The following is a 24,533-nucleotide window of genomic DNA, read 5'->3' as shown; positions in this document are numbered from 1 at the left end:
TTTAACAATTACTAAATGTAATGAAAATCAAACAAATAAGAAAAGCGTATAAATTTTAATAAATTTATACGCTTTTTACAGTATTATTTTTAAAAATCTAGTAAATGCTAAATAAGCCTTTAGGTCGGTCTTCTAATTCTTCAAAACGTTTCACACATAATTGAATAATTTCGCGTGCTTTTTCGGCATTGCCCCAACCTCCAACATCAACTTTCTTTTTTTCCAAATCTTTATAAACCTGAAAGAAATGCTCAATTTCTTTTATTAAATGTGGGTTTAATTCTTTTAAATCATGAAACTGCATGGCAATAGGATCGGATACCGGAACGCAAATTATCTTTTCATCCGGCCCTTTCTCGTCTGCCATATGAAATACTCCAATGGGTTTTACCTCAATGACACAACCCGGAAAAGTAGGTTCAGTTACTAATACCAAAACATCCAGTGGGTCTCCGTCAAGTGCCAGGGTTTCCGGGATAAACCCATAATCCGCCGGGTACATCATCGATGAAAAGATCATCCGGTCGTATCGTATTTTTTTTATATCAAAATCGTATTCATATTTATTACGGCTTCCTTTCGGAATCTCAATCAAGACATCAAAACTATCTTTAGTTGCTGCACTCATAATGTGGTTATTATTCAAATAATTTAGTGGCGGCAAATATAAGTATTGAGAATCGCAGGAGAAAATTGTGACTATTTAATTTAGAACTCTTTTGAAAAATTTAATAGTAATTTAAAGTATGGGGAGTTTGAAATTAGTTATTTTAAGGTTCCTACATTGAGATAACAAGTTCTTAGTATTTTCTTAAGTTGAATCGGTCATTTGTTATTTTCATCATAAAGTGTATTAAAAGTATTCACATCATTTATTATTATAGCAAATATGTCTTCCCAAAAATACTTTTCATCTGTTCGGATTTTAAGATAGATTCGTTAATTGATTTTATACTTCCTATATTTAAATTTGTCTAGCTTATACAATAAAATTGAAAGAGAAATTGCCTCTTTACTGGATAATTTTTTACACGCTAATTCTAGTAGGTTGTGATAATAATTTAATTGAAGTTGAGGATAATGATATAGTTTTTATGATTCGTTCCAATACACTGGATTTGAGTAAGGCTAATTTCTTTATAAAAAATAAAGAAACAGATTTAATCACATTTTATGCTGTAAAAGATTCGTTTGGAGTAAACTATTATAAAGATAAGGAAGGGGTTATTAAGAAAGTAGTTTTAACTCCGAATACCTATAAAGATGATTTGCTACAATTTCAAACTGATGCAAGCAAACCTGCGTTTCTGGATAGTATGCTTCTAAAGAATGTGGATTGTAATGAATTTTTATCCATATTACCAGATATATTTGAAAGAGACCAAAAATCAAGAACTAGCGGTTTAGATATAAAACAACATGATTCCTTGAACCAGATAAAGATCATTCCTTTTTTAGAAAAGTGTGGTATTCCCAGTCCCCAAAAAACTAGTTTTAAAGGTATGTTAGCTATATTTTTAACCATACAACATTCAGATAAAGAAATAATATCTTATTACTATCCAATGTTTGAATGTGCAACTATGGAACGTAAAATGAGTAAAAGTATTTTAGCTTTTATGCAGGATCGATTAATGGTTCATAATAATAAGGACCAAATTTACGGAACACAAAAGGCTGCAATTGGAAAATTTGAAATATTAAATAAAGAAAATGTAAACAAACGTAGGGCAGAAATGGGAATGAAACCTATTAAATTAGATAATTTATAATTATAAGCGGATATAAAATAGAATCGTTTCATATACAATCATGTTTAACTCAGACTTCTAACTTCAGACTTAATACTTCGTACTCAATACAAACTGTACAAACAACTAAAACCTAAAAAGAAAACCCAAAAGCCCCGGTAACTCCAAACTTCCGGGCATCCGGATTATCGAAGTAATTTCCTCTAAAATGAAAATCAATTCGGAAGATTTTAAAAATATTACCGACTCCCAGGCTATAAGACCAATACACCTGATCATCAGGGGCAAGCAATACCTCATTTGACGGCTCACTAAGTAGTAAACTTTCCTCAGAAAGTTCTCCCCAGACACCTCGTAACCCTACCAGTTCCCGAAGGTTTAGCTTTCTGAGAAAAGGAATACGTGAAAAAATACGTCCATTAAAGTTATGTTCCAGATGTGTGGAAACATACGTATCTGTAACAAACTCATAAAAATTAAGTAACGGGAAGGTGTTATAAATAGAAAACAAAGTTTGATTCCCCGGCACTACGCTCAATAAACCTAAGGGAACTTCTCCAAAAGTTTTACCAATTTCAACAGAACTGGTCAACCTACCGAATCCACCGATGTTCCAGGGCTGCCGGTATAAAAACTGAAGTTTCTCATATTCAAAATCGCTACCTAAAATATGATCCAGACCTACTCCATAATTCAGAAATAACTGGGCATAATCTCCGTCATTCACTATTAAGCGGTCTACCCCATACCCGGTGGTTTTCCGGCCTGGAAAATAAGAAAGTTGGGTCGCAATTTCCGCTTGTTTGATTTCCTGGCGCAGTTCTCCGGTTTCCGGATCGATAAAATCAAGGCTGAATAAATTACGGTCTGCCGGTTTTAAAGTACGGTAAGATCCGGTAACCCCAATAATAAAATTACGCCTGGGTTCAATTTGCATAGAAAAAGCAGAAAGATTAATTGATGTCAACCTTGTATTGTCCCCAATAGTGATTACTGCTGAAGAAGCTAAACTTCTCCCCTGTACATCATTGGTATTAGTCAAACTAGCACCTAACTGTTCTACATCTCGTCGGTTTCCGGCAGATACGGTTAACCTACTCTTTCTATCCAGCAACCATTTACCGGAAATTCCGTACTTAAATTGATCGTCTCTAAAACCATAAGCACCATACCCTTCAATCCGCCATTGATCATTTGGGGTGAAATAAGTGCGTCCTCCCGCCCGTAAGCGAATCCCCTCAATGTCATTATACCCAAAAGTAGAAAATAAGGGTCCGTAATCCCAACCGTCGAACTCAATGTAACCGGAAGCTAAAACTGTACCTACATTGTACAAACGTTTAAAAGCTTTTACCGTTTTTAACGTGTCTAATAAAGTGTATACTTTTTGTTCATCCTTATTTAAATTTTCCATACGTGCTTCCTGCCAAAAGCTATCTTCACGATTGTATACATCTTTATTATACGGATCAATTTGGCTTCGGTAAAATTTCGGGTCTTTTTTACGGTCAAACTGATAGTGATCGTAAAGTGTCGTTCGTTTCCCATAAATTCCACGGGACTTCTCCTTTTTATTAAGCGCAAAGTCCGACTGAAAATAATCCTTGGTAATTAAAAAAACCGAATCATTCAATACCTCAAATTCCTGTTCGATGTATAAATCTTTAACCCAATTGATATTAGCACTTTTAGAAACCTCCAGGTTAATCTCTTTAATCGCCCAGGTGGTATCATTTACCCAAAAATCTCCTTTAAAAGTAAGCTCATTTTTTCGGCGTGGGTAGTAGGTAATGTTATAACAATATTTATTATCAACATAAGCGCTGTCCGTGAGTACATAATTATAAATGCTTACTCCAGTTTTAGAAAGCGGACTGGTAAAACTCTTATCAAAAAATTGAAGGTAATTTTCATAAATATCATAATCCGAATACAAATCTTTAATAAAAGCAATCAAGGTCTGATTATTACTAAACCCGGCATTCTTGTTACCCTGTAAAATTTCTTTTTCCTCATTTAGTTCATTATCTCCATACACTTTAGAAATAGCCTCATTTAAAAAAATAGGAAGGTAGGTTTTTCCGGTAATCCGGGAAGTGTCAATATCTTTAAAGATAAATTCCATACCATTAAAGATCGGACTATTAATTAACGAACTGTCAATGGTATTTAAATCAAATTCTAACTTTTCATATTTATCGTAAGTATATTGTTTAAACTTTTTAACCCCATTTTCCCTACGATACTTCCAGATTTTTTCAAGGATATCAATAGCGGGATTATTTTTTTTGGAAGTCTTTCCTTTGTAAATAACCACTTCGTCTAGAGAATTAGCCTGCTCTTCCAGGATAATATCAAGTTTGTAAGTAGCTTTTTGGGTGAGCGGAACGGTTTTGGTTTCAAAACCAATAAAAGAAACGGTAACCGCATCGTGATTCTTATCGGATTCCAGGTAGAAAGTACCATTTTCATCAGAGATCGTACCTATAGTTGAATTTGCTAAAACCAGGTTCGCAAAAGGTACCGGATTTTTCTGGCTATCCAGCACCCGGCCGCTTACTTTAGTTTGTGCTAAAATTTGAAAACCGGTTATCAAGGTCAGAAAAATAACTAGTTTCCTGAACAACATATACGGGAATAAGCTGAATAATAAAAGTACCTTTTCTTCATGGTTAACCTCCTTAGAATCTCAAAATTTCTAGAAATGAAAACGCAAAGAAAAGGGCTTCATTTTATTTATAGAGCACTTTTTTGACAGCTTTAACAACATCTTCACTATTAGGCAACCATTCTTCTAATAATACCGGAGAATAAGGGGTCGGCGTATCTGCTGTATTGATCTTTAAGATAGGAGCATCCAGGTAATCAAAAATATTTGCCTGTACCTGATAGGTGATTTCAGAAGCAATATTAGCTAATGGCCAGGCTTCTTCCAGGATAATCAATCGATTGGTTTTTTTAACTGAAGTAAAAATAGCATCCAGGTCTAGAGGTCGAACGGTTCTTAGATCGATAACTTCACAAGAGATATCTTCTTTAGCAAGCTCATCTGCTGCTTTATAAGCTTCCTTGATAATCTTACCAAAAGAAACAATTGTTACATCACTACCTTCTCTTTTAATTTCAGCAACACCTAGAGGTATGGTAAACTCTCCTTCAGGTACTTCACCTTTATCTCCGTACATTTGCTCAGACTCCATAAAAATAACCGGATCATCATCACGAATTGCCGATTTTAGAAGGCCTTTAGCATCCTTAGGGTTCGAAGGGATTACCACTTTTAAACCCGGGGTATTGGCAAACCAGTTCTCAAAAGCCTGCGAGTGCGTAGCTCCTAATTGTCCGGCAGAAGCAGTTGGACCCCTAAAGACGATAGGGATATTAAACTGTCCACCGCTCATTTGCCGCATCTTTGCTGCATTGTTGATAATCTGGTCAATACCTACCAGGGAGAAGTTAAATGTCATAAATTCAATGATAGGACGGTTACCGTTCATCGCACTACCTACCCCAATTCCGGCAAAACCAAGTTCAGAAATCGGAGTGTCAATCACACGGTCCGAACCAAATTCGTCCAGCATTCCTTTACTAGCTTTATAAGCACCATTGTACTCGGCAACTTCTTCACCCATTAAATAAATGGATTCATCGTTACGCATTTCTTCACTCATCGCTTCGCAAATGGCTTCTCTAAACTGTAATGTCTTCATTTGATATGACTTCTACTATTAATTAACGTATGTCTTTAAGTTTATGCTTTATTTATATAAGACGTAACCTTAAGAACGGCACAAAAGTAGGAATAAAAGACTGCTTGACGAGAATCTTACTAAAAAATTTATTATGCATGCATAGTAAATTCAGTATTTTATTTGTACTTTCGTTACTATTATTAAATTCGTAAAAAAATAGGTGATAAATGAAAATATTAGTATGTATTAGTCATGTTCCTGACACTACTTCTAAAATTAACTTTACAGAAGAAGATACAAAATTTGATACAAACGGAGTTCAATTTGTTATAAATCCTAATGATGAATTTGGATTAACCCGTGCCATGTGGTTTAAAGAAAAACAAGGAGCCTCAGTAGATGTAGTGAATGTAGGTGGTCCGGAAACAGAGCCTACCTTACGTAAATCTTTAGCCATAGGAGCTGATAATGCTATCAGGGTCAATGCAAATCCTACCGATGGATTTTATGTTGCTAAGCAACTAGCAAAAGTAGTACAAGACGGAGGTTATGATTTAGTTATTGCCGGACGTGAATCTATTGACTATAACGGAGGAATGGTTCCAGGGATGTTAGCTGCTCTAATTGATGCTAATTTTGTAAATACCTGTATCGGCTTGGAAATTGAAGGAGAAACAGTAACCGCTATTAGAGAGATTGACGGAGGTAAAGAGACTTCAAAAACGTCCTTGCCCCTGGTAATAGGTGGGCAAAAGGGATTAGTAGAAGAAAGTGATTTACGTATTCCTAATATGAGGGGGATTATGATGGCACGTAAAAAACCGCTCAATGTGGTAGAACCTGTTGAAGCTTCTGAAGAAACTAAGGCTCAAAAGTTTGAAAAACCAGTGCCTAAAGGTGAAGTTACCCTAATTCCAGCAGATGATGTGGGAAAATTAGTGGATTTACTTCATAATGAAGCCAAGGCTATATAGTTAAGTGAGTTAATATGTGGGAAACTGGTGGTTAAGTCCGGTTTCTATTAAAAAATAAAAATTATGTCAGTTTTAGTATATACCGAAAACGAAGAAGGAAAATTTAAAAAAGCAGCTTTTGAAGTGGCATCTTATGCAAAAGAGATTGCTAATATGTTGGGTACTTCGGTGACCGCCGTTACTTTTAATGCAACGGATAGTGCCGAATTAGGAACCTATGGAGTAGATAAAGTGCTGGAAGTTAAAGATGATAAATTAACCACTTTTACTGCCAAAGCATACGCTGATGCCATTGGGCAGGCAGCAAAAAAAGAAGGAGCTAGTGTAGTAGTGGTAAGTTCCAGTGCTGATAGTAAGTTTTTGGCGCCTATGTTAGCCGTACATCTGGATGCGGGATATGTTTCTAATGTAGTCGCCTTGCCTGAAAGTTCAACACCTTTTGTAGTAAAAAGAACAGCTTTTACTAATAAGGCTTTTAGCTTGACTGAAATTAGTACAGAGTGTAAGATTCTTGGATTATCAAACAACGCTTTTGGCTTAAAAGAAAGTGAAGATGCAGCGACTGTAGAAAGTTTTACACCGGAATTGACCGATGCGGATTTCGCAGTTAGTGTTACTTCTGTCGATAAAGCAACCGATCAGGTATCTATCGCAGATGCTGAAGTAGTCGTATCCGGGGGCAGGGGATTAAAAGGTCCTGAAAATTGGGGAATGATTGAAGATTTAGCTAGTGTATTAGGTGCTGCCACTGCATGTAGTAAACCGGTGAGTGATATGGGATGGCGTCCGCATGGAGAACATGTAGGACAAACCGGAAAACCGGTAGCTTCTAATTTGTATATAGCAGTCGGAATCTCTGGCGCAATACAACATTTAGCAGGAATTAATGCCAGTAAAACCAAGGTGGTAATTAATAATGACCCGGAAGCTCCTTTTTTTAAAGCAGCAGACTACGGAATTGTAGGAGATGCATTTGAGGTTGTACCTCAATTAATTGAAAAACTAAAAGAATTTAAAGCAAATAACGCATAATTTTTATAAATTGTGCTTTTAGGAAAAGCCGCTTGAACTACGGTAGATATTCTAAAGTTCAGGCGGTTTTTTTATGAAGTATACTTTAGAGGTTATTACTTTTTGTGGTAGATTGGTCTACATTTTATTAATAATGTACGGTGATCTTTAAATTGAAGCAGAATATTTTTGTAGCAATTTTTAAAAAGTCGGAGTAAATTCTTATTGTGGAGTCTTACTTTTACCCATATCTTTGCCAAAATTATAGGTAAGTTGACTATGAAGCGCTTTACAGATTATTAAAGCACTTTTTGAATAATAAAATTATGAGTTTAGTTCGCTTGAACATTAAAGGAATATCGTATAGTCAAACGCAAAACGGAGCATATGCATTGATTTTAAGTGAGATGGAAGGAGATCGTAAGTTGCCAATTGTTATTGGTGCTTTTGAAGCTCAATCTATTGCTATTGCCCTGGAAAAAGAAATAAAACCTCCCCGGCCTCTAACTCATGACCTGTTTAAAAATTTTGCAGATCGTTATGAGATTGTGGTAAAACAGGTAATCATTCACAAATTAGTAGACGGAGTATTTTATTCCAGTATTATTTGTGAACGAGATAAAATCGAAGAAATTATTGATGCCCGTACCAGTGATGCGATTGCCTTAGCTTTACGTTTTCAAGCGCCAATTTTTACTTATAAAAATATCCTCGATCAAGCAGGAATTTATCTAAAAGTAAATCCGAAAAAAGGGGAAGAAGATGCTGATAGTATGCTAGTAGATGAATTGGTTTCTGAAGATTTACAGGTAATTGGTAAAGAAACCAGCTACCAGGATTTATCGCTGGACGAACTGAATCGAATGTTAGAACAAGCCGTTTCTAATGAAGATTACGAACTTGCCGCCCGGATTCGGGACGAAATTTCAAAAAGAAACTAAGATCCCTTCTTTTATATAGCTGACCTGTAACCTCCGTTTATTCATGAATCTACGAATTACGCTTCTTTTACTGGTATTAACTTTTAGTTCGCTAACTGCCTTTACACAAGAATTAGAAGGGCGTTGGGTTACAGAAAAATCAACAACGACTGAAAATAGCAATTCATACATTGAATTTTTGAACGGGGATTTTACGTATTTAAAAAGTGCTACGGATACGATTATAAAAGGCAGCTATATTTTTCAATATAAAAACCTGGTCTTATTTGAAGAACCAGGTGATAGCATCATACGTTATAAGGTGCAACAGCTTACCGATTCTTTATTGATATTACAACAAAATTCCGAACACCTAACATTTCAAAAAGATGTAGCACTAGTAAGTACAACTTCTAAAACTTCTCAACAACCCAAACTTATTCAAAGTTCTGGTTTCTCCTTTACCAGTTTTTACCGGGGTGCCATTGGAATGTTAGTGCTCTTACTCATAACCTATCTGGCAAGTAGTAATCGCAAAGCGATTCAGTGGAAAACGGTAGGGATTGGTTTAATCGCTCAGTTATTACTAGCCATTGGAGTGCTAAGAGTGCCTGTCATTCAGAAAATATTTAATTTTATTGGAAAGATTTTTAACGAAATATTACTTTATACCCAAGCTGGAAGTGAGTTTTTACTGGGAGGGATGATGGACGTAGAGAGCTATGGTTTTATTTTTTTGTTTCAGGTATTACCTACAATTATCTTCTTTTCCGCACTTACCTCTGTGCTGTTTTACTTCGGAATTATACAGGTAGTGGTCAAAGGTTTGGCTTGGGTTCTAACCAAATTAATGGGAATTTCCGGAGCTGAAAGTTTAAGCGTTGCCGGTAATATATTTTTAGGGCAAACCGAAGCTCCGTTAATGATTAAAGCTTATCTCGAACGAATGAACAAATCCGAAATCCTGTTAGTAATGGTAGGAGGAATGGCTACCGTAGCCGGTGGGGTTCTGGCAGCTTATATTGGATTTTTAGGTGGGAATGATGAAGCTCTACGCTTAGAATTTGCAAGGCACCTTTTAGCCGCATCAGTGATGGCAGCACCGGGGGCTATTGTGGTTTCAAAAATGTTGTACCCTCAAACCGAAGCTATTGAAAGTACCGTAGAAGTCACTCAAGATAAGATAGGAGCTAATGTACTGGATGCAATTTCTAACGGAACTACCGAAGGCCTACGCTTGGCAGCAAACGTAGGGGCAATGTTGTTAGTCTTTGTAGCTTTAATTGCCATGTTAAACGGAATGTTAGGTTGGATCGGAGGGTTTACCGGACTAAATTCAGTAGTGGCAAACCATACGCCTTATGCTGCTTTTTCTTTAGAAGCCATTTTAGGAACTTTATTTGCTCCGTTAATGTGGTTAATTGGAGTGGCTAAAGAGGATATGATGTTAATGGGGCAATTGTTGGGGATTAAATTAGCGGCAAGTGAGTTTGTAGGTTACATACAATTAGCAGCACTTAAAGATGCTTCAAATACGCTTCACCTAACGTATAATAAATCCATCATCATGGCCACTTATATGCTTTGCGGGTTTGCTAATTTTGCTTCTATCGGTATTCAAATTGGAGGTATCGGTTCGCTAGCTCCCGGACAACGAAAAACCCTTTCCGAATTCGGTTTAAAAGCCCTTATTGGGGGAACAATTGCTTCCTTACTATCTGCAACCTTGGCTGGAATGATTATTGGGTAGATATTCTTATTAATTACAGAAATAAAAATTCTTATACATTTAGGTTCTTTATTTGAGAACTTTTGTATTTTTATATAGAAGATAGTTTGATGAAAAGAATTATTGCTAAAAGTACATTAAGGCTTTTCTAGAAAAGACATGCTGACTCTAAACAGTATATCAGAACCAGGTACAATACGGCAAAAAGCTCGGATTGGAAATCACCTAATGATGTAAAGCAAACATTTATAAATGTAAGCATACCTCGTGACAGTCGGGTTGTTTTCAATATAAAAGGAAATTCATATCGTCTGGTTGTAAAATTTATTTACGAAAGACAATGGGCGTTTATACGTTTTATCGGAACACATTCAAAATATGATAAAATAGATGCTAACTATATATAAATGATGTTATGGAAGTAAAATCTATAAAAACCAAAGAAGACTACCAGCAGGCGCTTAACCGCCTCGAAGTAATTTTTGATGCTCCTGTAGATTCTAAGGAAGGGGATGAAGCAGATATTTTATCCCTACTTATAGAAAACTACGAAAATAAGGAGTTTCCTATAGAAGCACCTGACCCAATCGAAGCGATTAAAATCCGAATGGAAGAATTAAATATGCGTCAAAAAGATTTGATCGGAATTATCGGGGGTAAAAGCAGGGTATCAGAAGTGCTAAGTCGTAAAAAACGATTAACCGTTGATATGATCCGAAACTTAGAAAAATACCTTCAGATATCGGCTTCCGTTTTGATTAAAAATTATGACTTAGCATAGTTTGCTATCTGGTAAATCTACTGTTGAAAAATAGCTGATATTTATTTTAAGAAGTGACATTTGGTAACTGCCTTCTTTCTAACTTTATCATTCAGGAGAATACTCGTTAATAATGAAACAATACTTAGACCTGGTACGTCACGTACTGGAACATGGAAATGAAAAAGGGGATAGAACCGGTACCGGGACTAAAAGTGTATTCGGATATCAAATGCGGTTTGACTTGAATCAGGGTTTTCCCATGGTCACCACTAAAAAACTGCATTTAAAATCTATTATTTACGAACTGCTTTGGTTTCTACAGGGAGATACTAATATTAAATATTTACAGGAAAACGGAGTTAAAATCTGGAATGAGTGGGCGGATGAACATGGGGATTTAGGTCCGGTTTACGGATACCAATGGCGCAATTGGAACGGAGATGAAATTGATCAGATCAAAGAAGTAATCGAAACTCTAAAAACTAACCCAAACAGTCGCCGGATGTTGGTTTCTGCCTGGAACCCTAGCGTACTTCCGGATACCTCTAAATCCTTTTCAGAGAATGTAGCTAATGGAAAAGCAGCCTTGCCTCCCTGTCATGCATTTTTTCAGTTTTATGTAGCAAATGATAAACTTTCTTGTCAATTGTACCAGCGTAGTGCGGATATATTTTTAGGAGTACCTTTTAACATTGCATCTTATGCTTTGTTTACCATGATGATAGCACAAGTTTGCGGATATCAACCGGGAGATTTTATCCATACCTTTGGAGACGCACATATTTATAATAATCACCGTGAACAATTGGAATTACAATTATCTCGAACTCCCAAATCCTTACCAACCTTAGAAATCAATCCGGAAATCAAGGATATTTTTAAATTTACCTTTGAAGATTTTACCTTAAAAGATTACGATCCGCATCCTCATATAAAAGGTGTGGTAGCCGTGTAAAAATTATTGATGCCGTATCTACATCCACCTAAAATTATTAAAAATAAGTTCTAAGCCCGCCAATAACCTAGAGTTTAAGCCTGTCGAGAAATTGTAATCTAAGTTTGTCTAAGAAACGTAGTCCGAGCCTGTCGAAAACACCGTGGTCTGAGTCTGTCGAAAACACCGTGGTCTGAGCCTGTCGAAAACACCGTGGTCTGAGCCTGTCGAAGACCCATTTTATTTCGTTCGCTTATAAAACAATCCCGGACCATCACAAGCGAACCATGAACTTTGTAAAATATCTTTATATATAGATAAATATTCCGTAGTATCTCCCGTACAATTACCTATAATAGGATTTTTTTGGTCATACATAAGTAAAAGGGCTCTTCCTTCGTTTTCTTCTTTGATTTCATAGGTACCGGAAGCTTCGGTAATGTTCCCATCTCGATTTCGGATCTTAGTAAAACTTCCGTTATTATTTATTTCATAGATTTCCTGCCATGACATTTGGTTTCCCGTAGTTTCGGAATTAGGGGTGTTCCCGGTCATTTTGAATAAACTCCATTCCTGTTGTTCTGCTTTTAAATCAAAATTTTGTGCTTCCTCTTCCGTTTTTTCAGAACAGGCTCCAATGATTAAGAGCATTTGGAATAAAACAATAAATACTTTCATTAAAAAATTATTTTCAAGAAGATACAAAGAATTATAAGAAGTTGCATTTATCACTAATACAACATAGTGTGCTAATTTGTATAAATTACTGTAAAGCAAATACTTATTAATTGTAAAATAGTGATTTATTTTGATTTTCTACCTAATATTTTCTAGCTATCTTAACAAGAGGTTAACAGATATGGTCAAAAAATAAGTCTTTAAATTGTTAAATTTGAAAGGAATCGGAATATTTTCCTACTTATTCTTTATGGTCATTATTGATAACTTATTAGATTCTTTTATTCAGACCCGTTCGCACTCCGAAGAACTTTGTGCTTCCCTTCAAACCGAAGATTACGTAGTACAACCCATTGTAGATGTCTCTCCACCCAAGTGGCATCTTGGGCATACGACCTGGTTTTTTGAAGAATTTATCTTGGTAAAATTTATAGATGGCTATAAGCGATTCAGTAATGACTTTGCTTTCGTATTCAATAGTTATTACGAAAGTATAGGAAAGCGGGTAGTAAGGACCGATCGTGGTAATTTATCCAGGCCTACGGTTAGTGAAGTATACGAGTATCGCGACCATGTGACTACTAAACTAATACGACTGCTAGAAGAGCAACATGAGGAAGAACTCTGTAAACTGGTTGAGATAGGTATTCACCATGAAAAACAACACCAGGAATTACTTTTAACGGATATAAAATACATTTTGGGCCATAATCCGTTGTTACCCAAATACAACGATACCATAACTGAAAATCCTATAATTAACAAAGAATATAAGCTAATTACCATCGATGAAGGGGTATATGAAATCGGACATAAAGGTTTTGACTTTTGTTATGACAATGAATTAGGGGTTCATAAAGTATATCTACAGAAGTACGCAATAGCAGACACGCTAGTAACTAATAGAGAATACTTAGAGTTTATAGAAGACGGGGGTTACCAGAATAGCCTACTTTGGCATGCCGAAGGTTGGGATTGGGTACAGACCCATAAAATCACGCAACCTATGTATTGGCATCAAGTAGATCATGTCTTTCATCAATATACTTTACGAGGCTTACAACCTTTAGATTTAAAAGCTCCGGTTACCCATATTTCTTACTATGAAGCATTTGCCTTTGCCGAATGGAAGGGGTTGCGATTACCTACTGAGTTTGAATGGGAAATCGCACAATCTCAATTTGAATGGGGAGACCGTTGGGAATGGACGGAAAGTGCTTATTTACCTTATCCCGGTTATACAAAGGAGCCTGGAGCACTGGGAGAATACAATGGTAAATTTATGGTAAATCAAAAAGTCTTGCGCGGGGGTTCTATTGCAACCCCTACGGCACATACCCGCCCTACATACCGAAATTTCTTTCATCCGCAATTGCGATGGCAATTTAACGGAATCCGATTAGCTAAAACGCTTACCATATAATGAACAATGAAAATCAGCTTACAGAAGTGAGCACTTTTGAAAAAGAAGTGTCAGAAGGCCTGAACGCTTTCCCAAAATATCTTTCATCCAAGTATTTTTATGATGAAGTAGGAGATAAACTTTTTCAGGATATTATGGCAATGCCAGAATATTATCTTACTGAAACTGAATATGATATCTTAAAAAATCAAGTAGCCCAAATTTGCACTTATTTTGATAGGAATAAAACCGGATTTAACCTGGTTGAATTGGGAGCAGGAGACGGTAAAAAAACAAAGGTATTACTACGTTATTTATTAGATAATCAATATCCGATTACGTATAATCCGATTGATATTAGTAAGAATGCAATATCCGGATTAGTTACTAATTTAAAAGAAGAATTTTCCCAGTTAGAAGTCAGGGGACAAGTAGGTGAATATTTTGAAGTTTTGGATCGCTTACACAAAAAAAGTGATCAAAAGCAGGTAATTCTTATGTTAGGGTCTAATATTGGAAACTTATTACATCCCCGGGCTATCCAATTCCTTAAAAAACTGAAGAATACGATGCATAAAGAAGATTTACTTTTTATCGGATTTGACCAAAAGAAAGATCCGCAGGTTATTCTAAATGCCTATAACGATACTACCGGAATTACCGAAGCCTTTAATAAAAACGTCTTAGTACGGATCAATAAAGAGTTGGGCGGTAATTTTAATCCGGATCATTTTAAACATTGGGAAGTATATGATCCCGAAAGCGGAACAGCTAAAAGCTACCTGGTCAGTACTAAAAAACAAAGCGTAGTAATAGAAAGTTTATCACAAGAAATTTCTTTTGAAGCCTGGGAAAGTATCCATACCGAAATATCTCAAAAATATGATGATACTATTGTCAATTGGTTAGCTAAAGAATCCGGACTCGAAGTAGTAACCTCATTTACAGATAAAAAGGAGTATTATAAGAATTATATTATAAAAAGAAAAAATTAAAAAGCTATGAAAGCAATTTGGAACAATAAAGTAATCGCTGAAAGTGATAATACTAAAATAATTGAGAATAACCATTATTTTCCGCCTGAAGCTATTAATAAGCAATATTTTACAGCTAGCGAAACGCATACGCATTGCCATTGGAAAGGAGAAGCTTTTTATTATACACTAGAAGTAGACGGAAAGTCAAATCCAGATGCAGCCTGGTATTATCCGGAAACCAGTGAATTGGCAAAACAGATTAAAGGTTACGTGGCATTTTGGAAAGGGGTTGAAGTTGTAGAATAATACAAACTCCAACCCGTAAGTTTTTTATTTTAAACTTATTTTTTCCTTGATAATATTATGATCATCGCCTGTTAAATGAACAAAATACGTACCGGGGGCGATAGAAGATACGTCAATGGTAACATTGTCATTTTCCGTAGCTATTTCAGTATTTTGTAGTTGAACTTGTCTTGCATTTAAGTCATAGAGTTCGATCTTTTTTATTCGGAAAGCTTCCGGCAACTTTATATTTATTGTATTTTCTGCCGGAACGGGGTACATCGCTATATTTTTATTTTCTAAAGTTATTTCGGAATTGTCGAGTACTTTTCCGTTTTCCCACCAAACATCTCCAAAAGCTTCAATTTGGCTAAAATTACGGGGTCGTATCCAAGTAGCATAAATGGAGCCTTTTATATCTTCAATACCGTTTGCAGCTATTTGCCAACGGTTATAATTATCAATGACATTCTCGTCATAAAAAGCACCTAGAATCTGATCAAACCCCAAATCTGCAAAAAATTGCAATGATGCCAGACCAAATTTCGTAATTTTATCACCTTCCCACCAGGTAGCTAAAGTTACCTTTTCTGCATCTACATAGTTCCAAATACCTTCTAACGAGGAATTAATTTGATAATATTTTTCGACCGCATTGTGATTTGGATCAATCATATCCGACCAAAAATAATAATCTGCATCCGGAGCAACCTCAAAAAGATCATTAAAAGCTTGCTCAATACTCTTACCTAAAGCCTCCCCGGAATTTTTATACTGTGTATCTAAAGGTTCAAAACCTCCGGTTCGAATCTCAGAATAATTAAGTAAAAAAGCATCAGGTTGATAAGCTTCATACAATCGCTGATGTATTAAACGCATATTAGCAAAACTCTGCGGATGGTTCCATGAACCGGAAACTTGTCCGTTTGCCGTAGGCAAAGCGTGCCAACCTGAAATTTCAACAATATCCCCGTCATTTATTTTAGAATTTTCTTTAAGAGTAATCTCCGGAGCCAGATGTTGGGTGTCATAAGATAAATCAGCGCTGAACTGTCCAAGTGACTCGTCAAGGGGTCTTTCTATATCGGTATCAAAAGATAAGGCTTGTCCTGATGATTGCAAGGTTGCAGAGATAGGTAAATCATCCCGATTTAGCCAGTTAAGCGCAGGAGTATCTTCGATCTTTACATCGTCAAACCAAATGCTTCCGGCAGAACCATTAAATACAGCTAGTGCTATTCTTACCAGTGTTGCCTCCTGACTGTTAAACGCGATACGCATTTCAGTCCAATCATCAATAGTTAAATTGTCAGCCGAGTTAAAATAGGCTCTACCCCCATTTTCTTTGGGTAACGACATGCGTAAATTAGTAAGACGGTCTTTTATAATTTTATCATCATCATCTTTCAAAATAACCGGAAGCACATTCTTAGCCTTTAAATTTTTAGCCTTTATCCAGAAAGATAACGTATACTGGTGAAAAGGTTGGACGGTAAAAGAAGTAAAAATACGAGAAGATTCATTATCTCTGGCATCTGCTCTAAAGGACGCATTCCCGGATCGTTTTACATTAGTATCGATAAAAGTACGTTCTCCGACCGCATCTTGAAAACCCCAACTGTTAGGACTATCCACATTATCAGGACTGATTTCTTCAAAACCACCGTTTACAATTTCAGCAGTTGCTACGGGTTTTAAAATACCATTTTCAGCCAGTAAAGGTTGTTTTTTTATTGGATATCCAGTTGTAAGATTTTTATCATTGATTAACAGGGAATTACCAAACCCCATCACAATACTCAGTAAATTTAGTTTTAGGTCACGTTCTTTAATGCCGTCTACAAGTTTTTGCATTTCACGATCCCATCGTGTTCCTGCAGTACCGTTAAGCCCATAAATGTTTAATTTAGAATCAGAAAAAAGTACGGTGTTAGCCCCTTTGTTTTTTGCCCGGTCAATATATGCTAATAAGTCATCAGCAGTATCAACTACCAAATTTGCGGAAATATGAAGCATTTGATCTTCTGTACCTACTGTTCTTTCAACCGCTTCTTGAGCGAATAAGAAGGGAATAGGTAAAAGAAAAAATAATAGGTGTAATGTATAAGTTTTCATAGTGTTAGTTTGTGATATGTAAATAAAAAAGTATACCAAATTTAATAAAATATAACTAACTATAATTCAATGTCTTATATTAAATTATTTTTATAATAGATTGAACGTTACCCATTTGTTGTGTATTATCTACCCAATAATGATAAATAACTATAATAAAGCCTTAAGTAGTTGATCCACATCATCTTTAGTATTATAGAAATGAAAACTGGTGCGGATACTATTATTTCTAAAAGTAGTAATGATATCTTTTGATTTTAAATTTTGGTACAACGCCTGATCCCCTTTAATGCTAAAAATAGAACTATGGTAGGTACGTTTTATAACCCCTTCAGAAAGTAGATTTTGAGAAGATAATGCCTCTTTTGCATACTCACTTACCTCTTGAATATTTTCTTCGATAACATCCCATCCTATTTTTTGAATAAATTGTAAAGAATGAGCTAAACTTCCAAAAGCTAAAGTATCCATCGCTCCGCACTCAAACCTGGCTAAGGCTTTAGTGTAAGAAACATCATATGGTGATTTTTGAGCTGCTATCAAATAAGTTGTAGGAGTAATTTTCTGAATAGCTTTCTCCGTAAACATAAAAAATCCTGTTCCGTAGCCTCCTAACAGCCATTTACATCCGGTAGTACCCAAAATATCAATCCCCGAATCTTTAAAGCTAAAAGATCGTGTTCCTAAAAATTGAGATCCGTCTACAATAATTAGCAAATCCGGATATGTTTTTTTTAGTTCTTTAAAAATAGATGGTTTGATGGCAATACCGTCCAGGTACTGAATCATACTCAACGCTAATACATCCGGTTTTTCTTTAGCTATCGTATTTAAAATATTTTCCTCTACATGAGCGTTTGCTTCGGCAAAGTAATGTTTAAAACCTTTACTGATTACAGCAAAATTAACAGAGGGATAGTCCGATGTTACTAATAGGAATTTCGACTTTTTTGGTAAACCTTCTAATACGATATGAAACCCAAGCGAAAAATTTTGAAGCAAAGCAATCCGTTCTGCATCGCCATGAAACGTAGTAGCTATGATACTTCTGACCCCTTGTAAAAATTCGACCTGGCTATCTCTAAACGTACTTCCTTTAATAAGGTAATCCAGGTCGTGCGATTGCCGGAATTCTAATAAGGTGTCATAAAAAAGCCCGCAAGAGGCCGTATTAAGATAGGTGTACTGCGATAAAACAGGAAATTCTTTTCTTAAATTCTTCATAAGCGTTAAACATATTTTTGGTAAACCAGTATCTTTAATTTTTGACGAAAAGATACGCTATTACATGTTTTCAAAAAAGAAAGACAAACCTAAGATTGATCCGGTAGAAAAAGAGATGTATGAATATGCTCATAAACGAGCGGTTCAAAAAAAGAGATTATTCAGACATTTCCTTATTTTTATTATAGGATCTGTTTTCCTTATTTTCTTAAATCTGGTACTCTCCATTGGTGCTTCTGTAAAAATAGCAGGTTTAGACTGGTATGTAGTTGCCATTTTGTTTTGGTTCTTTGTCCTTCTGGTTCATACAAGTAATGTCTGGATTTTTTCTAAATTTATGGGAAAGGAATGGACGGATCAGCAGATTGCCCGTTTAATCGTAAAACAAAAAGAAAAAATTGCAAGCTTGCAATCCGAAGTTGATGAAAAATATCCTTTACCATCCGTAAATAACGGATTACCCGAAAATCCATCTGATGATACTAATCCTCCCATAAATTTTAAAGTATGATTACCATGATTGCTGCGGCAGGGGAGCAAAACGAATTGGGAAAAGATAATGATCTGGTATGGCATTTACCGGATGATTTTAAAAGGTTTAAAAGTTTAACCACCGGACATTGTATCATTATGGGTCGAAAAACTTTTGAAACTTTCCCGAAACCTTTACCTAATCGAACACACCTTGTACTTACCAGGGATAAAACCTATCAAAAAGAAGGTGCGGTTGTGGTGCATACCATACAGGAAGCCTTGCAGAAAGCAGCACAGGATGACCAACCTTTTATCATTGGTGGTGGAGAAATTTATAAATTAGGAATGGAATTTGCCGATAAAATTGAACTTACTCGGGTTCATCATACTTTTGAAGCAGATACTTTTTTTCCGGAGATAGATGAAAATCAATGGAAATTAATTGAAAAAAAAGAACATCCCAAAGATACAAAACATGCTTATCCGTTCTCATATTTTACTTACATTAGAAAATAAGTGATTACAACTGCCTTTAAAGCACATCTGCAATCCTTATTTAATTTTCAATTACAATTAGTACAACCCTTGTCAGGTGGGGATATCAATCAGGTTTATCTGATAACTACTGATAGCGGGAAGTTGGTTGTTAAAGTAAACAATGCTTCCAAATTTCCGAAAATGTTTGAAAAGGAAGCACAGGGACTGGCATTATTGCAAAAAACAAATACTTTTAAAATCCCGGAGGTGATAGGTTACGGCACTTTTAATGAACAAAGCTACCTTTTATTAGAATATATAACCCTAGGCTCCAAAGATCAGAATTTCTGGAAACTTTTCGGAAAGCAATTAGTAACACTACACAAACATACGTCTGCTACCTTCGGATTAGAAGCAGATAATTATATAGGAAGTTTACTTCAGTACAATAAAAAACATATAAATAGTGCTGAATTTTATGTCCGGCAACGATTACAACCTCAACTTGAATTAGCTGCACAAAATGGTTATATCTTTAGTAATACCGATAAATTATATAATAACATAGAAGCTATATTGCCAGATGAACCTCCGGCTTTAATTCACGGTGATTTATGGTCAGGCAATTTTATGGTGAATGAGAATGCATTACCGGTATTAATTGATCCTGCTGTATCCTATGCCCCTCGTGAAATGGATTTGGCGTTAATGCTATTATTTGGAGGGTTTGACCCTATGGTTTTTGAAGAATATGATAACCTGTATCCTTTGGAAAGTGGATGGCGAGATCGTACCGATATCTTTCAACTGTATTACATATTAGTACATTTAAATTTGTTTGGAACTTCTTATTACGGTCAAGCTAAAGAAATTATTTCGAAATACAATTAAAAAGAAGGTTTTACGGTTGATTAGGAAAAGTTTCAACCACTTCCATATGCTAAATTATATAGTAATATTATTTTTGAATCAAATTTATAACAATGAACGCATACATTTTCCCGGGTCAGGGAGCCCAGTTTCCAGGAATGGGACTAGATTTATATAATGAATATCCCCAGGCAAAAGAACTTTTTGAACAAGCAAATACTATTTTAGGTTTTGAAATTACTAAAATTATGTTTGAGGGGTCTAAGGAAGAATTGACCCAAACTAAAGTCACCCAACCTGCCATCTTTTTACATTCGGTTATCTTAAGTACTATTTTAGGAGAACGCTTTCAACCTGATATGGTGGCTGGACATTCCTTAGGTGAATTCTCAGCATTGGTTGCCAATCAAAGCTTATCTTTTCAGGATGGTTTGAGTTTAGTTTCCAAACGGGCTTTAGCAATGCAAAAAGCCTGTGAACATCAGCCTTCTACCATGGCTGCGGTTTTAGGGTTAGAAGATGCAGTAGTTGAAGGAATATGTTATTCTATTGATGGAATTGTAGTAGCTGCTAACTACAATTGTCCGGGTCAGTTGGTGATTTCAGGCGAAATAGAAGCGGTTAAAAAAGCTTGTGAAGTTTTAAAAGAAAGGGGGGCTCGTAGGGCGTTGCTCTTACCGGTAGGAGGTGCTTTTCATTCTCCGTTAATGGAACCGGCCCGTGAAGAATTGGCAGCTGCTATTGAAGCCACTCCGTTTTCAAAACCTATTTGTCCGATTTATCAAAATGTGAGTACTACTAAAGTAACCGATGCGCATCAAATTAAAGAAAATTTGATCTCACAACTTACGGCACCTGTGAAATGGACACAAAGCGTACAACAAATGATTAAAGACGGAGCCACTCATTTTAAAGAAGTAGGTCCCGGAAAAGTATTAACCGGACTAGTTAAAAAAATAAATAAAGAAGTAGAAGCCGAAGCTGTTACTTTATAGCTAAACAGCACAAAAATTTTACCATAAACACCTGATACATTACAAACGTATCAGGTGTTTATTTTGTTTTAAATACTTTTCCATCTTTCATTACAAAAACTACGTTTTCCATGGTTTTTATATTTTGGATAGGATTTTCATCTACTGCAATGATGTCGGCATAAAATCCAGGTGCTATTTGACCAAGTTGATCGTTCATTTTTAGGATTTGCGCGTTGGTAATCGTAGCGCTTTGAAGAGCCTCCAAGGGAGGCATACCAGCTTCTACCATAAACCCAAATTCTTTTCCGTTATAACCATGTTCAAAAACCCCCGCATCCGTACCAAAGGCAATACCTACTCCCATTTTATACGCCTTGCCAAAGGTATTTTGAATTTTAGGGCCTATATTTAACGCTTTCGGAACTACGATTGCAGGATAGTAACCTTCTATTTTTGCTTTTTCGGTTACTTCTTTTCCGGCAGTAATGGTAGGAACTAAGAATACCTCGTATTCTTTCATCATTTCCATAGTTTTTTCACTCATTAGCGTTCCATGTTCAATAGTTTTTACACCTCCCAAGATAGCGCGTTGCATACCTTCATCTCCGTGGGCGTGAGCGGCTACATGAAAATCATAATCTTTGGCAGTTTCACAAATGGCTTTAATTTCTTCAACGGTAAACTGAGGGTTGGAGCCACTTTTAGCAACACTTAATACACCACCGGTTGCAGTTATTTTAATAAGGTCAGCTCCGTTTTTGTAACGTTGTCGAACTGCTTTTTTAGCATCTTCAACACTATTGACCACACCTTCTTTTGGCCCTGGGTCTCCTATATTGCTATTTTTATTTCCATTAGTCGGGTCTGCGTGTCCTCCAGTTGTTGCCAGGGCTTTTCCTGCGGTAAAAATACGCGGACCTTTAATACGACCTTTTTGAATTGCTCTTTTTAGTGCAATATTGACGCCGCTTCCGCCCAGGTCTCTAACCGTAGTAAATCCGGCAAGTAGTGTTTTTTCGGCAAAGCCCACGGAATTAAAGGCTATATCCGCTTCGTTACTGGTAAAACGTTCGATGTATTTATTAGGATTAGTTTCTTCCTCGACATGTACGTGCATATCGATCAATCCCGGCAAGACCGTTTTGTCTTTAAGATCGATGCTTTTATCCTTTGATTTTACTGGTAAATATCCGTTTTCAATTTTAGTAATTTTATTTCCGGAGACCACAATTGTTTTTTCGGTTAAAATTTTTCCGGATTTAACATCCAGAATTTTTCCGCAATATAAATACGTATCTTGAGCCAACAAAGTGGTAGATAGGAGTATAAAAATGCTAATAAAAAGAGATTTCATGTTATAAATTTAGTAGTGAGCATTTAAAGCTTCTAAATATAAAGGATTACTATGGTTTGTTCAAGTTTTTAAATAGGCTTGTTTGATAATCTGCAATTATACGTATTTTTATCACTTATGAATAAAGAAGTACAACTCATAGAATTCCAGCTAAAGGATTACAAGGAAACCTGGGAATATCAGGAAACCTTATTTAAAGAAATTCTGGATATTAAAATAAAGAACCGTCGGGAAGAAATAGAAGCACCAACCCCTAACTACTTAATTTCAGTAGAACATCCGCATGTCTATACTTTAGGAAAAAGTGGTGATATTAAGAATCTATTGGTTAACGAGGATGAACTGCAAAAGAAAGGAGCTACTTTTTACAAAATAAACAGGGGAGGGGATATTACTTACCACGGTCCCGGACAAATCGTTGGCTATCCTATCCTGGATCTCGAAAATTTTTTTACGGATATTCATAAATACTTACGCTTATTAGAAGAGATGATCATTTTAACTTTAGCTGAATATAATATTAAAGGAGAGCGAAGTAAAGGGGAAACCGGGGTTTGGATTGATGTAGGAACGCCAACTGCCCGAAAAATTTGTGCTATGGGGGTAAGAGCAAGTCGGTGGGTGACTATGCACGGTTTTGCGTTTAATGTGAATACTGACCTTTCTTATTTTGACGCAATTATTCCCTGCGGAATTAAGAATAAAGCGGTTACTTCTTTACAAAAAGAAATTGGTGGGCGTCCATTGGTAGTAAAAGAAGTTCAGGAAAAATTGATAAAACACCTCAGTACCCTTTTTGAAGCTGAACTAACTTTAAAAGTATAATTCTTAGTAATCTGTTAGAGATAAGTTCAGGTACATCTTAGATTTGAAAAATTTAGATGATAGCTTTAAGTCTGTATACAACGATTATCATAGAAAGAATTGCCATACTTAAAAAGCTTAAAAAATAGTAAATTCCCGGTCTGGCACATAGCATATAGATTGATGAATTTTTTAATTTCATGGTAATAAAGTTTGATTGTGAGTAATACTACTATATAGACGAAATTAAAATAGATTCATTACAAACCTCCAACCGCTGTGCTTCATCCCAGCGAATAGCACCTGCAAATTCGCCCCAAATATGTACTTCGGCGACATCTACCATCCCAGGTCTTCTTTAGAAGCAGTTTTGTCTTTTTTAGAAGAAGCTTTTTTACGTTCTTTTTTCTTCAGTTTAGCATAGTCAATAGGACTAATTTGATCCGGAATTGTAAAGATATCCATAATGTATAGTAAATCTAGCACTCGAAGTACCTGGATAAAACTATCCATCCTTACAACTTCGCCTCGTTCTAATAGACTTAATGTGGATCGGCTAATCCCGGCCATAGAAGCTATTTGTTCCTGAGACTTATTTTGATTCAATCGGTGAAACTGAATAAAATTTCCAATAGTTTCTAATAAAGAAGTATCTGACTTAATATTTTAATTATTGTATGACTTATCATTCATTATAACACAATTTACACCTCTTTGAATGAGATCTCATTCAAAGATACTATAAATATATATATTATAAAAATTGAATGAGATCTCATTCAATGTGTAGTAAAATAGGTAGTATTGAATGAGATCTCATTCAAAATAATAAAATAGATTCAATTTTTAATAAAAGATAGAAAGAAGTTGTCTTATAGCCTGTTTACAAGCCTTAAAACTATAACATATTCAAGAAAAGCGAAAAATAATTATTTCATTAATATGTGGTTAAATAAGTAAAATCATATAAAGCATAATGAATAAGGTAATTTCAAGCTTTAAAGTATTAGGAGGCTACTTTTTACATTTTTAAAATGATTATTGATTTTCAATATTATAGTAATTAGTCTTAATTTTTAATTATAGAAGCAATAGCGATCTTGAATCTTTATTAAACACTAA

General features: G+C 35.6%; 24 protein-coding genes. 16 read left to right on the top strand and 8 right to left on the bottom strand.

The window, feature by feature from the left end:
- Nucleotides 1–97: 97 nt before the first annotated feature.
- Nucleotides 98–628: an inorganic diphosphatase gene (locus NBT05_RS00970; RefSeq protein WP_265771548.1), complete on the bottom strand. Its 531-nt coding sequence runs from the start codon at nucleotides 626–628 to the stop codon at nucleotides 98–100.
- 364 nt (nucleotides 629–992) lie between these two features.
- On the opposite strand from NBT05_RS00970, the gene NBT05_RS00965 reads away from it, so the two are divergent.
- Entirely contained in the window at nucleotides 993–1,772 is a 780-nt protein-coding gene (locus NBT05_RS00965) for a DUF6624 domain-containing protein (RefSeq protein ID WP_265771547.1), read from the top strand.
- A gap of 112 nt (nucleotides 1,773–1,884) precedes the next feature.
- Here the strand turns inward: NBT05_RS00965 and NBT05_RS00960 are convergent, their stop codons facing one another.
- Nucleotides 1,885–4,380, bottom strand: coding sequence for a DUF5686 and carboxypeptidase-like regulatory domain-containing protein (locus NBT05_RS00960; RefSeq protein WP_265771546.1), 2,496 nt, complete (start codon nucleotides 4,378–4,380; stop codon nucleotides 1,885–1,887).
- Between the two features lie 103 nt (nucleotides 4,381–4,483).
- Nucleotides 4,484–5,461, bottom strand: coding sequence for a pyruvate dehydrogenase complex E1 component subunit beta (locus tag NBT05_RS00955; protein ID WP_265771545.1), 978 nt, complete (start codon nucleotides 5,459–5,461; stop codon nucleotides 4,484–4,486).
- A gap of 209 nt (nucleotides 5,462–5,670) precedes the next feature.
- Here NBT05_RS00955 and NBT05_RS00950 point away from each other — a divergent pair, with 209 nt between their 5' ends.
- The 7 genes from NBT05_RS00950 (at nucleotide 5,671) to NBT05_RS00920 (ending at nucleotide 11,795) form a co-directional block, all read left to right on the top strand.
- Nucleotides 5,671–6,417, top strand: coding sequence for an electron transfer flavoprotein subunit beta/FixA family protein (locus NBT05_RS00950; RefSeq protein WP_265771544.1), 747 nt, complete (start codon nucleotides 5,671–5,673; stop codon nucleotides 6,415–6,417).
- Nucleotides 6,418–6,480: 63 nt separating this feature from the next.
- On the top strand, nucleotides 6,481–7,449 hold the full coding sequence (locus NBT05_RS00945; protein WP_265771543.1) for an electron transfer flavoprotein subunit alpha/FixB family protein: 969 nt from the start codon (nucleotides 6,481–6,483) through the stop codon (nucleotides 7,447–7,449).
- A gap of 305 nt (nucleotides 7,450–7,754) precedes the next feature.
- The gene (locus NBT05_RS00940; protein ID WP_265771542.1) at nucleotides 7,755–8,369 is read left to right on the top strand and encodes a bifunctional nuclease family protein; all 615 of its coding nucleotides are present in this window, start codon (nucleotides 7,755–7,757) and stop codon (nucleotides 8,367–8,369) included.
- A 43-nt stretch (nucleotides 8,370–8,412) separates the two neighbouring features.
- Nucleotides 8,413–10,098 (top strand): NupC/NupG family nucleoside CNT transporter, encoded by a 1,686-nt coding sequence (locus NBT05_RS00935; RefSeq protein ID WP_265771541.1) that lies wholly within the window; start codon nucleotides 8,413–8,415, stop codon nucleotides 10,096–10,098.
- Between the two features lie 158 nt (nucleotides 10,099–10,256).
- Nucleotides 10,257–10,484, top strand: coding sequence for a type II toxin-antitoxin system HigB family toxin (locus NBT05_RS00930; protein ID WP_265773190.1), 228 nt, complete (start codon nucleotides 10,257–10,259; stop codon nucleotides 10,482–10,484).
- Between the two features lie 8 nt (nucleotides 10,485–10,492).
- Nucleotides 10,493–10,858 carry a helix-turn-helix domain-containing protein gene (locus tag NBT05_RS00925; RefSeq protein ID WP_265771540.1) on the top strand — a complete coding sequence of 122 codons (366 nt, stop codon included), beginning with the start codon at nucleotides 10,493–10,495 and terminating at the stop codon, nucleotides 10,856–10,858.
- A 112-nt stretch (nucleotides 10,859–10,970) separates the two neighbouring features.
- The gene (locus NBT05_RS00920) at nucleotides 10,971–11,795 is read left to right on the top strand and encodes a thymidylate synthase (protein WP_265771539.1); all 825 of its coding nucleotides are present in this window, start codon (nucleotides 10,971–10,973) and stop codon (nucleotides 11,793–11,795) included.
- A gap of 219 nt (nucleotides 11,796–12,014) precedes the next feature.
- On the opposite strand, the gene NBT05_RS00915 is transcribed toward NBT05_RS00920, so the two are convergent.
- Nucleotides 12,015–12,452 carry a hypothetical protein gene (locus NBT05_RS00915; protein WP_265771538.1) on the bottom strand — a complete coding sequence of 146 codons (438 nt, stop codon included), beginning with the start codon at nucleotides 12,450–12,452 and terminating at the stop codon, nucleotides 12,015–12,017.
- A 250-nt stretch (nucleotides 12,453–12,702) separates the two neighbouring features.
- Here NBT05_RS00915 and egtB point away from each other — a divergent pair, with 250 nt between their 5' ends.
- From egtB to NBT05_RS00900, 3 genes are read left to right on the top strand one after another with little or no spacing between them, the layout of a single operon-like run.
- Nucleotides 12,703–13,875, top strand: coding sequence for an ergothioneine biosynthesis protein EgtB (gene egtB, locus NBT05_RS00910; protein ID WP_265773189.1), 1,173 nt, complete (start codon nucleotides 12,703–12,705; stop codon nucleotides 13,873–13,875).
- Nucleotides 13,875–14,849 (top strand): L-histidine N(alpha)-methyltransferase, encoded by a 975-nt coding sequence (locus tag NBT05_RS00905; RefSeq protein ID WP_265771537.1) that lies wholly within the window; start codon nucleotides 13,875–13,877, stop codon nucleotides 14,847–14,849. The genes egtB and NBT05_RS00905 overlap by 1 nt, the downstream gene beginning before the upstream one ends.
- A gap of 6 nt (nucleotides 14,850–14,855) precedes the next feature.
- Entirely contained in the window at nucleotides 14,856–15,137 is a 282-nt protein-coding gene (locus NBT05_RS00900) for a DUF427 domain-containing protein (RefSeq protein ID WP_265771536.1), read from the top strand.
- A 24-nt stretch (nucleotides 15,138–15,161) separates the two neighbouring features.
- Here NBT05_RS00900 and NBT05_RS00895 read toward each other — a convergent pair whose 3' ends face one another.
- Both NBT05_RS00895 and NBT05_RS00890 read right to left on the bottom strand, forming a co-directional pair.
- A complete protein-coding gene (locus tag NBT05_RS00895) occupies nucleotides 15,162–17,231 on the bottom strand; it encodes a T9SS type A sorting domain-containing protein (protein ID WP_265771534.1) in 2,070 nt (689 codons plus the stop codon).
- A 150-nt stretch (nucleotides 17,232–17,381) separates the two neighbouring features.
- Complete coding sequence (locus NBT05_RS00890) at nucleotides 17,382–18,455, bottom strand: aminotransferase class V-fold PLP-dependent enzyme (protein ID WP_265771533.1); 1,074 nt, start codon at nucleotides 18,453–18,455, stop codon at nucleotides 17,382–17,384.
- Nucleotides 18,456–18,519: 64 nt separating this feature from the next.
- On the opposite strand from NBT05_RS00890, the gene NBT05_RS00885 reads away from it, so the two are divergent.
- From NBT05_RS00885 to fabD, 4 genes are all read left to right on the top strand, one after another.
- Entirely contained in the window at nucleotides 18,520–18,966 is a 447-nt protein-coding gene (locus NBT05_RS00885; RefSeq protein WP_265771532.1) for a 2TM domain-containing protein, read from the top strand.
- Nucleotides 18,963–19,445 carry a dihydrofolate reductase gene (locus tag NBT05_RS00880; protein WP_265771531.1) on the top strand — a complete coding sequence of 161 codons (483 nt, stop codon included), beginning with the start codon at nucleotides 18,963–18,965 and terminating at the stop codon, nucleotides 19,443–19,445. The genes NBT05_RS00885 and NBT05_RS00880 overlap by 4 nt, the downstream gene beginning before the upstream one ends.
- Nucleotides 19,446–20,297, top strand: a complete 852-nt coding sequence (locus tag NBT05_RS00875; RefSeq protein WP_265771530.1) for a fructosamine kinase family protein — start codon at nucleotides 19,446–19,448, stop codon at nucleotides 20,295–20,297.
- 92 nt (nucleotides 20,298–20,389) lie between these two features.
- A complete protein-coding gene (fabD, locus tag NBT05_RS00870) occupies nucleotides 20,390–21,271 on the top strand; it encodes an ACP S-malonyltransferase (protein ID WP_265771529.1) in 882 nt (293 codons plus the stop codon).
- A gap of 58 nt (nucleotides 21,272–21,329) precedes the next feature.
- Here the strand turns inward: fabD and NBT05_RS00865 are convergent, their stop codons facing one another.
- Nucleotides 21,330–22,607, bottom strand: coding sequence for a metal-dependent hydrolase family protein (locus tag NBT05_RS00865; RefSeq protein ID WP_265771528.1), 1,278 nt, complete (start codon nucleotides 22,605–22,607; stop codon nucleotides 21,330–21,332).
- 117 nt (nucleotides 22,608–22,724) lie between these two features.
- Between NBT05_RS00865 and lipB the strand changes: the two genes are divergently transcribed.
- The gene (gene lipB / locus NBT05_RS00860) at nucleotides 22,725–23,432 is read left to right on the top strand and encodes a lipoyl(octanoyl) transferase LipB (RefSeq protein WP_265771527.1); all 708 of its coding nucleotides are present in this window, start codon (nucleotides 22,725–22,727) and stop codon (nucleotides 23,430–23,432) included.
- A 318-nt stretch (nucleotides 23,433–23,750) separates the two neighbouring features.
- On the opposite strand, the gene NBT05_RS00855 is transcribed toward lipB, so the two are convergent.
- On the bottom strand, nucleotides 23,751–24,017 hold the full coding sequence (locus NBT05_RS00855) for a helix-turn-helix domain-containing protein (RefSeq protein ID WP_265771526.1): 267 nt from the start codon (nucleotides 24,015–24,017) through the stop codon (nucleotides 23,751–23,753).
- Nucleotides 24,018–24,533 lie beyond the last annotated feature (516 nt).

Origin of the sequence: Aquimarina sp. ERC-38, from assembly GCF_026222555.1 — a bacterium.
Lineage (GTDB): Bacteria > Bacteroidota > Bacteroidia > Flavobacteriales > Flavobacteriaceae > Aquimarina.
This window is presented reverse-complemented; position numbering and strand designations above follow the sequence as displayed.